The organism is Actinomadura barringtoniae (genome assembly GCF_017573505.1).
GTDB classification, from domain to species: Bacteria; Actinomycetota; Actinomycetes; order Streptosporangiales; family Streptosporangiaceae; genus Spirillospora; species Spirillospora barringtoniae.
This window is the reverse complement of the sequence record NZ_JAGEOJ010000012.1, coordinates 412,331-419,300: the sequence shown is the minus strand read 5'-3', so window position 1 is coordinate 419,300 and position 6,970 is coordinate 412,331. Positions and strand designations below refer to the sequence as shown.

6 protein-coding genes are annotated in these 6,970 nt (G+C 68.7%); 1 reads left to right on the top strand and 5 read right to left on the bottom strand.

The window, feature by feature from the left end; translation table 11 throughout:
- Positions 1–183: 183 nt before the first annotated feature.
- The 5 genes from J4573_RS29800 to sbnA form a co-directional block, all read right to left on the bottom strand.
- Positions 184–1,197, bottom strand: coding sequence for an ADP-ribosylglycohydrolase family protein (locus J4573_RS29800; RefSeq protein WP_208259193.1), 1,014 nt, complete (start codon positions 1,195–1,197; stop codon positions 184–186).
- Positions 1,198–1,207: 10 nt separating this feature from the next.
- Positions 1,208–2,344: an acyl-CoA dehydrogenase family protein gene (locus tag J4573_RS29795; protein WP_208259192.1), complete on the bottom strand. Its 1,137-nt coding sequence runs from the start codon at positions 2,342–2,344 to the stop codon at positions 1,208–1,210.
- 98 nt (positions 2,345–2,442) lie between these two features.
- Positions 2,443–2,676: a hypothetical protein gene (locus J4573_RS29790; RefSeq protein ID WP_208259191.1), complete on the bottom strand. Its 234-nt coding sequence runs from the start codon at positions 2,674–2,676 to the stop codon at positions 2,443–2,445.
- 136 nt (positions 2,677–2,812) lie between these two features.
- Complete coding sequence (gene sbnB / locus J4573_RS29785; RefSeq protein WP_208259190.1) at positions 2,813–3,838, bottom strand: 2,3-diaminopropionate biosynthesis protein SbnB; 1,026 nt, start codon at positions 3,836–3,838, stop codon at positions 2,813–2,815.
- Positions 3,839–3,869: 31 nt separating this feature from the next.
- Positions 3,870–4,874 (bottom strand): 2,3-diaminopropionate biosynthesis protein SbnA, encoded by a 1,005-nt coding sequence (gene sbnA / locus J4573_RS29780; protein ID WP_208259189.1) that lies wholly within the window; start codon positions 4,872–4,874, stop codon positions 3,870–3,872.
- Positions 4,875–5,174: 300 nt separating this feature from the next.
- Here sbnA and J4573_RS29775 point away from each other — a divergent pair, with 300 nt between their 5' ends.
- Positions 5,175–6,716: an amino acid adenylation domain-containing protein gene (locus J4573_RS29775; protein WP_208259188.1), complete on the top strand. Its 1,542-nt coding sequence runs from the start codon at positions 5,175–5,177 to the stop codon at positions 6,714–6,716.
- Positions 6,717–6,970: the final 254 nt, after the last annotated feature.

The window sequence follows — 6,970 nt, the reverse complement described above, 5'->3', positions numbered from 1 at the left end:
TCGGGGCCAGCCTGCGACGGTTGGGTCGGCCTGGGCTGGTTGGGGGCTGGCCGTGCTGGTTGACGATCAGCGCGTGGTGGTCGGGGAGCGGCGTGTGCCGGGCCAGGTTGGGGTGGTCGAGGACTGCGCGCGTGGGTTGGGTTTGGGGTGGCGCTTGGGTGGGGTGGTCTGGGGCCGAGGGGATTAGGGGGTGTTGGGGCGGTCCCAGGCGGTGCCTATGCGGGTTAGGCGGTCGGCGTACTCGATTTGGGTGCGCCAGGTTGGGGGCCAGGCGTCCATGCCCAGGTGGGCGCCGGCGTAGGCGCCGGCCAGGCAGGCGATCGAGTCGGAGTCGCCGGAGCTGGCGGCGCCGCGGGAGATGGCCGAGACGGGGTCTTCGGGGAAGAGGAGGAAGCAGAGGAGGGAGGTGGCCAGGGCTTCTTCGGCGACCCAGCCGGCGCCGGTGATTTCGCAGGGGTCGGAGTCGCGCTTGGAGAGGGTGAGGGCGGTGTCGAGGTTGTCGAGGGCTTGGAGGCACTCGTCCCAGCCTTGAGAGATGAAGGCCTCGGGGGAGTCGCTGCTGGAGTGCTTCCACAGGTCGCCCAGCCAGCGTTGGTGGTAGGTCGTGCGCTGGGCGTGGGAGTGGTCGCGGAGGGCTGAGGGCAGGTCGGCGGGAGGCATGCCCTGTAGAAGCCAGTGGGTGGCGAAGGCGGTCAGCTCGCTGGCGGCCAAGCCCGTGGGGTGGCCGTGGGTGAGGGCGGCCTGGAGCTGGGCTGCGCCGGAACGGGTCTCGTCGGTGAAGCCGGGCACCAGGCCGATGGGGGTGACGCGCATGTTGGCGCCGCAGCCCTTGGAGTTGTGCTGGGTGGCTTCGATCCAGGGGAGGCCGCTGTCCATGCCTCGGCAGGCGCGCAGGCAGGTGTTTCCCGGGGCGCGGTTGTTGTCGGGGCTGTGCAGCCAGTCGATGAAGCGGCGCCGCCACATCGGCGTGATGAGGTCGGGGGTGAACGGAGGGTTTTCCAGGGCGTCCAGGAGGGCGGTGGCCACCGCTATGGCCATCTGGGTGTCGTCGGTGACCAGGGCGGGGGAGCCGGTGAGCTCGCGGGGACCGTCCTTGCCGTAGCGCTGATGGATCTGGTGCATCGTGAGGAACTCGGTCGGCGCCCCGAGGGCGTCGCCGTAGGCCAGTCCGAAGATGCTTCCGCTCGCTCGCCTCATTCGCCCAAGGTTAGATCCCCGCCAGCTTCGCCAGGTGGCCGCGGTGGTGGGCGGGCGGGCCGAACAGCTCCTGGGACGCCTTGGCGCGCTTGAAGTAGAGGTGCGCGTCGTGCTCCCAGGTGAAGCCGATGCCGCCGTGGATCTGGATGGTCTCGCCCGCGGTGAAGAAGTAGGCGTCGGAGCAGAAGGCTTTGGCGAGGGCGGCGGCGACCGGGAGTTGGGAGGGGTCTTCGTCTGCTGCTGCGGCTGCTTGCAGGACGGCTGAACGGGAGGACTCGACCTGGACGAACATGTCCGCGCAGCGGTGCTTGATGGCCTGGAAGCTGCCGATGGGGCGGCCGAACTGCTTGCGGACCTTGGCGTACTCGACCGTCATCTCCAAGGTGCGCTGCGCGCCGCCCAACTGCTCGGCTGCCAGGCCGACGGCCGCGATGTTCAGGGTGTGGGTGAGCGCCTCTTCGGCGTCGCTGCGGATGAGGCGAGCCGGGACGTCGGCGAAGTCCAGGCGCGCCAGCTTGCGCGTCTGGTCGACCACTGGGAGGGGCGTACGGGTGAGGCCGGGGGCTGAGGCGTCGACGGAGAAGAGGGAGAGGCCCGCGTCGGTGCGTGCCGCTACCAGGATCAAGTCGGCGATGTGGCCGTCCAGCACGTAGGACTTGGTGCCGTCCAGGATCCAGCCGCCGGGCTCGCTGGGATGCTCCTCAAAATGCAGCGCGTTCGGGCGGGCGGTCATGGCGACAGAGGCCAAGTCCCACTTCTCGCCCTCTGTCCAGGCGAGGGTGGCCAGTGTGCTTCCGGCGGCTATGCCAGGCAGGAGTTCTTGCTTGGTCTCGTTGTCGGCCGCGGCCTGGAGGGCGGTGCCCGCCAGTACGACCGTGGAGAGGTAGGGGGCGCAGACGAGGGCCCGTCCCATCTCCTCCAGGACGATGGCCAGCTCGCGGACGCCGAAGCCGGCCCCGTCGTACTCCTCGGGGACCGCCAGGCCCTGCAGCCCCAGCTGCTCGGCCATCTGCGCCCAGACGCCCGGGTCGTACCCCTCGGCGGTCCCCATCAGCCGGCGGACCTCCGCGCTCGGCGACTTGTCGGCGAAGAACCGCCGCAACGCCTCGCGCAGTTCCTCCTGCTCCTCGGTGACGACCAGTCTCATCCCCACGGCCTCCCAACCTGACGCTTGCTTGGTTGATTGTGCCGTACGAGCGCCCCTGCCCGCCACAGGGCAGGAGCGGTCGCCAATGCGGAGGGCGGTCAGGGAGCCCAGTCGTGGGAGCCCAGGGCGAAGCCGTGGGTGGTCGAGCGCAGGTGGTTCGCCGAGATCAGATGGCTCAGGGCGGCCCAGATGTCCTCTTCGGGGCGGTCGACCTGGGACTTGATGGTCTCCATGTCGGCCGTCCCGCCGTCCTTGTCGATCTCGGCGACGGTCTCGTAGACGTAGAGCTCGAAGTCGGTCAGCTCCTGGACGTCTCCGCGTTTCTCGTCCATAAGGGACCCCTGCCCGAATGGACGCTCGATACTCAACGGGAGATCAAACCACGAGGATCCAGCCGTGCCGGGGCTGAGCTGTGGTGGAGCGGAGTGGTGCAGGGGTGTGGACGTGCTAGAGCCGGGCCGGGTGGGGTTAGCCGTAGCGCTTCATCTCGTGGAAGAAGTCGGGGACGGTCTGGAGGGCGCCGGAGTCGGTGACCTGGTCGTAGACGTAGCGGGCTACCGCTAGGTCGAGGACGCCCAGGCCGAACGGGGAGAAGACGACCGGCTTGTCGGCGGGCGGGGTGGTGGTGCCGGTGAGGACGTCGTAGAGGGTGCCGGCTACGAAGTCGCGGTTGCCTACCTTCTGCTCGGCCAGGTGCGGGGAGGTGTTGGCCTTCATGCAGTGCTCGACGTCGTCGACGACGTTGTAGGAGCCCAGGATGATCTCGGGGGAGAGGTCGCGCAGGGAGACGTGCAGGACGAGGGGGTTGTGGTCGAACCACGCGGTGTCGTGGACGTGCGGCTCGCCGGCGACGGTGGCGAAGACGATCAGGTCGGACGAGCGGACGAGGGACTCGGCGTCGTCGTGGATCGTGACGGTGCCCTTCTCGGTGCGCTCCAGGTAGCCCTTGAAGCCCTCGGCGTGCTCGCGGGAGAGGTCGTGGACGTGCAGTTCGTCGAACTCCAGGCCGTTGCCCGCGAGGTAGGTGTGGATGTAGCGCGCGATCAGGCCGACGCCGAAGAAGCCGACGCGGCGGGGGGTGACGCCGCGGCGTTCGCTCAGCTGGACGGCGGCGAGCGCGGCGGAGGCGGCGGTGCGCGCGGCGCTGATGATGGAGCTCTCCAGGCAGGCGAACGGGTAGCCGGTCCGGGTGTCGTTCAGGATCAGCACGGCCGAGGCGCGGGGGATGCCGGCCTGCACGTTGCCGGGGAACGAGGAGATCCACTTGATCCCGTGCACGTCCACGTCGCCCTTGACCGAGGCCGGCAGCGCGATGATCCGGTCGGACGGGCGGTCGGGGAAGCGCAGGAAGTAGGAGTCGGGGTTGACGGTCTGCCCCTCGCCGTGCAGGCGGTAGGCCGCCTCGATCATCGCGGTGACCTCGCGTTCGCGCCCGGACACGGCCTCGTGGACCTGGGCGCCGGAGATCACGGCGAATGAGGGTGCTTGCGTCATATCTGGGACTCCACGAAAGGGGGATAGATGATCAGATGCCGAGGATATCGGCGCCCGGGACGTTGAGCTCGGGAAGGATGTCGCCGAAATTCTCGCGCAGCCAGCTCTCCTCGTAGATCGAGTCGAGGTAGCGCTCGCCCAGGTCGGGGGCGATGGCCACGGCCACCGGCGACTCGCCGGGGTACTTCTCGGCCAGCCACCGTTCGGCGCCGGACACGATGGTGCCGGTCGAGCCGCCGAACAGGAAGCCGCGGGCCGACAGCCGGTGCACGGTCCGGATCGTGTCGGTCTCGGGCACGTGCACGACGTCGTCGATGTAGGACTCGTCGACGAGCTGAGGGCGGGCGCTGGTGCCGAGGCCGGGGACCATGCGGCGCTCGGGGATGCCGCCGAATGTGACCGACCCGACCGCGTCGATCGCGACGATCGTGACCGGGCGGCGGCGCTCGCGGAAGTAGCGGGCGCAGCCCATCAGCGTCCCGGTCGTGCCGGCGCCGACGAACAGCACCTCGAGTTCGGGGAACGCGGCGTCGATGGCGGGCGCGGTGCCGCGGTAGTGCGCCATCCAGTTGTTGTGGTTGGCGTACTGGTTGAGCCAGACGTGCCGGCCGCGCTCCTCGCCGGGCGCCGGGTCGCACAGCTCCCGGACGTACCGGATCCGGCTCTCCAGGAAGCCGCCGTTGTCGTCCTGCTGGGAGATCACCCGCACCTCGGCGCCGAGCGCGCGCATGAGGCGCATCGAGGCGGGGTTGCAGCGCGGGTCGGTGATGCAGATGAAGCGGTAGCCCTTGCTCGCCGCGATGATGCTGAGCGCGATGCCGAGGTTGCCCGAGGACGACTCGACAATGATCGAATCTGGCGTGAGGACGCCGTCACGCTCCGCCGCCTCCACCATCTCCGCGGCGGCCTTGAGTTTCACCGAACCGGCGAAATTGAAGCCCTCGCACTTGAGGAAGACAGGACAGCCCAGTACCGGTCGCAGGTCCACATAGAGGTCCTCGACATTGAAGTCCTGCGGCGAGGTGATTATGGGCACGCTGCCACCCTCAACTTCACGCAATTTGGTTGATTTGGTGCAGTTGGAATCGAAAAACCAGAAAGCAATTTCTGGAGTTCCCCCATCATTTCCCCCGAAGTGCGGCCGCGAGGCTCTGACCGGACCATGGCGGAGCATCACCGTACCTTCGGGCATGTCACGTCGCAACCCCCTACTTACCGGCCAGTAGTGTCGAATACGCAGATTCTAGGGAACGGGTGGCCGGGTCCCGACATAAGCTGTGGCATCCGCCGGATTAAGTGATGACGGTGGAGAAGTATCACATCACGGAGAGTTAAGATGAAACGGTTGATGACGGTCGCCGAGCTGCCCGTGCTGGAGGTTCCCGCCGCCGAGATCGAGCGGGCCCGCGCGCTCACCGCCCGGCACGGCATGACGCGCGAGCACGCCGTCGACCTCTCCGATCCCGTCATCACCCGGGTGGAGCGGACCGCCGCCGAACGGCCGGACCTGCCCGCCGTGACCGACGCCGCCCGCACCCTGTCCTATGCGCAGCTGGCCGCCGAGGCGCGCCGCCTCGCCACGCTGCTGGAACGCGAGGGAGTACGGCCCGGCGACGTGGTCGGCGTCGGCGGCGCGCGCTGCGCCGCCGTGATCTCGGCGTTCCTGGCGATCGAGCTGGTCGGAGCCCTGTACGTGCCCGCCGACGAGACCTGGCCCGCCGCCCGCGTGCGCGACGTCCTGGACCAGGCCGGCGCGAACGTTCTGCTCACCGTCGACACCGGCGAGCCCGCTTCCGCGCTGATCGCCGGCGCCGCCGAGGCGGGGGTACGAGTCGTCCGCACGCCTCCGACTCCAGGCCGTACCACCGAAGCTCAGGACCCGGACCACAATCCAGGTGTCGCGTTGGACTGCGAGCCTTGGGAGGGTCAACCGCGCCTGGAGTCGCTCGACCAGCCGCGCTATGTCCTCTTCACTTCGGGCTCGACGGGCAAGCCGAAGGGCGCGGTCGTCGAGCACCAGGGGATGATCAACCACCTCTATGCCAAGATCGTGGATCTGGAGCTGACCGGGGCGGACGTGCTCGCGCAGACCGCGCCGCTGGGCTTTGACATCTCGGTCTGGCAGATGCTCTGCCCGCTGCTGATCGGCGGCCGGGTGGACGTGATCGGCGACGACGTCGGGCACGACCCGGTGGCGTTCGCGCGGGCCGTCGACGACCAGGGCATCACCATCGTCGAGCTCGTTCCGACCATGGTCAGACACCTGTTGGACGACCTCGCGGCCGCGCAGGCGGGGTCGCTGTCTGGGTTGCGGTGGATGATCGCGACCGGGGAGGAGCTTCCGGCGGAGTTGTCGCGGCGCTGGCTGGAGACCATGCCGCACGCGCGGCTGCTGAACGCCTACGGGCCGACCGAGTGCTCCGACGACGTCACGCACCACACGATCGTGCGCTCTGACCTGGAGCTTCTCCGCCTGCCGATCGGCACGCCGATCATCAACACCCAGCTCTACGTCCTCAAGCAAGAGGACGACGACACCTGGACGGCCTGCGACCTGGACGAGACCGGTGAGCTGTTCGTCGGGGGCGTCTGCGTCGGGCGCGGCTACCTGGGCAACCCGGAACGCACGAGCGAGGCCTTCTATAAGGACCCGTTCGGCGCGACACCCACCCAGCGGCTCTACCGAACGGGCGACGCCGTCAAGCTTCTGTCGCCCGCGGCGTCCGGCTCCGCGCGCCCCACCTTGCAGTACCTCGGGCGGGTCGACCGGCAGGTGAAGATCTCCGGCGTGCGGATGGAACTCGGCGAGATCGAGGCCGTCCTGCAGCGGCACCCAGGTGTCGGCGCCGCGGCCGTCGTCGTGCACGAGTACCCGTGAGGGTTCTGTTAACCGTCTGTAATCGAACTGACCGAGTTCGGTCGTCAACCGTTGTCACTTCACGAGCGTCGGGTGCTCGCGCGCGTCCTGCGCGAGCTGGAAGTTTTGTCACGGGCGTGAGCAATTTCAGCGGCTAAGTTCTGCTTGCGGGGGGATTGCGAGGCATGTGACAGGCTGGTTAACTGTGGCTCCGCTACTCCTGAGTAGAGACGTGGTCGAGGGCGGGCCCCTCACCGGGGCAGGTAAAGCAGCGG

Bases quoted from the DNA above. Each gene is read 5' to 3' on its own strand.
- J4573_RS29800 (WP_208259193.1), bottom strand. From the start codon at position 1,197: ATGAGGCGAGCGAGCGGAAGCATCTTCGGACTGGCCTACGGCGACGCC.
- J4573_RS29795 (WP_208259192.1), bottom strand. From the start codon at position 2,344: ATGAGACTGGTCGTCACCGAGGAGCAGGAGGAACTGCGCGAGGCGTTG.
- J4573_RS29790 (WP_208259191.1), bottom strand. From the start codon at position 2,676: ATGGACGAGAAACGCGGAGACGTCCAGGAGCTGACCGACTTCGAGCTC.
- sbnB (WP_208259190.1), bottom strand. From the start codon at position 3,838: ATGACGCAAGCACCCTCATTCGCCGTGATCTCCGGCGCCCAGGTCCAC.
- J4573_RS29775 (WP_208259188.1), top strand. From the start codon at position 5,175: ATGAAACGGTTGATGACGGTCGCCGAGCTGCCCGTGCTGGAGGTTCCC.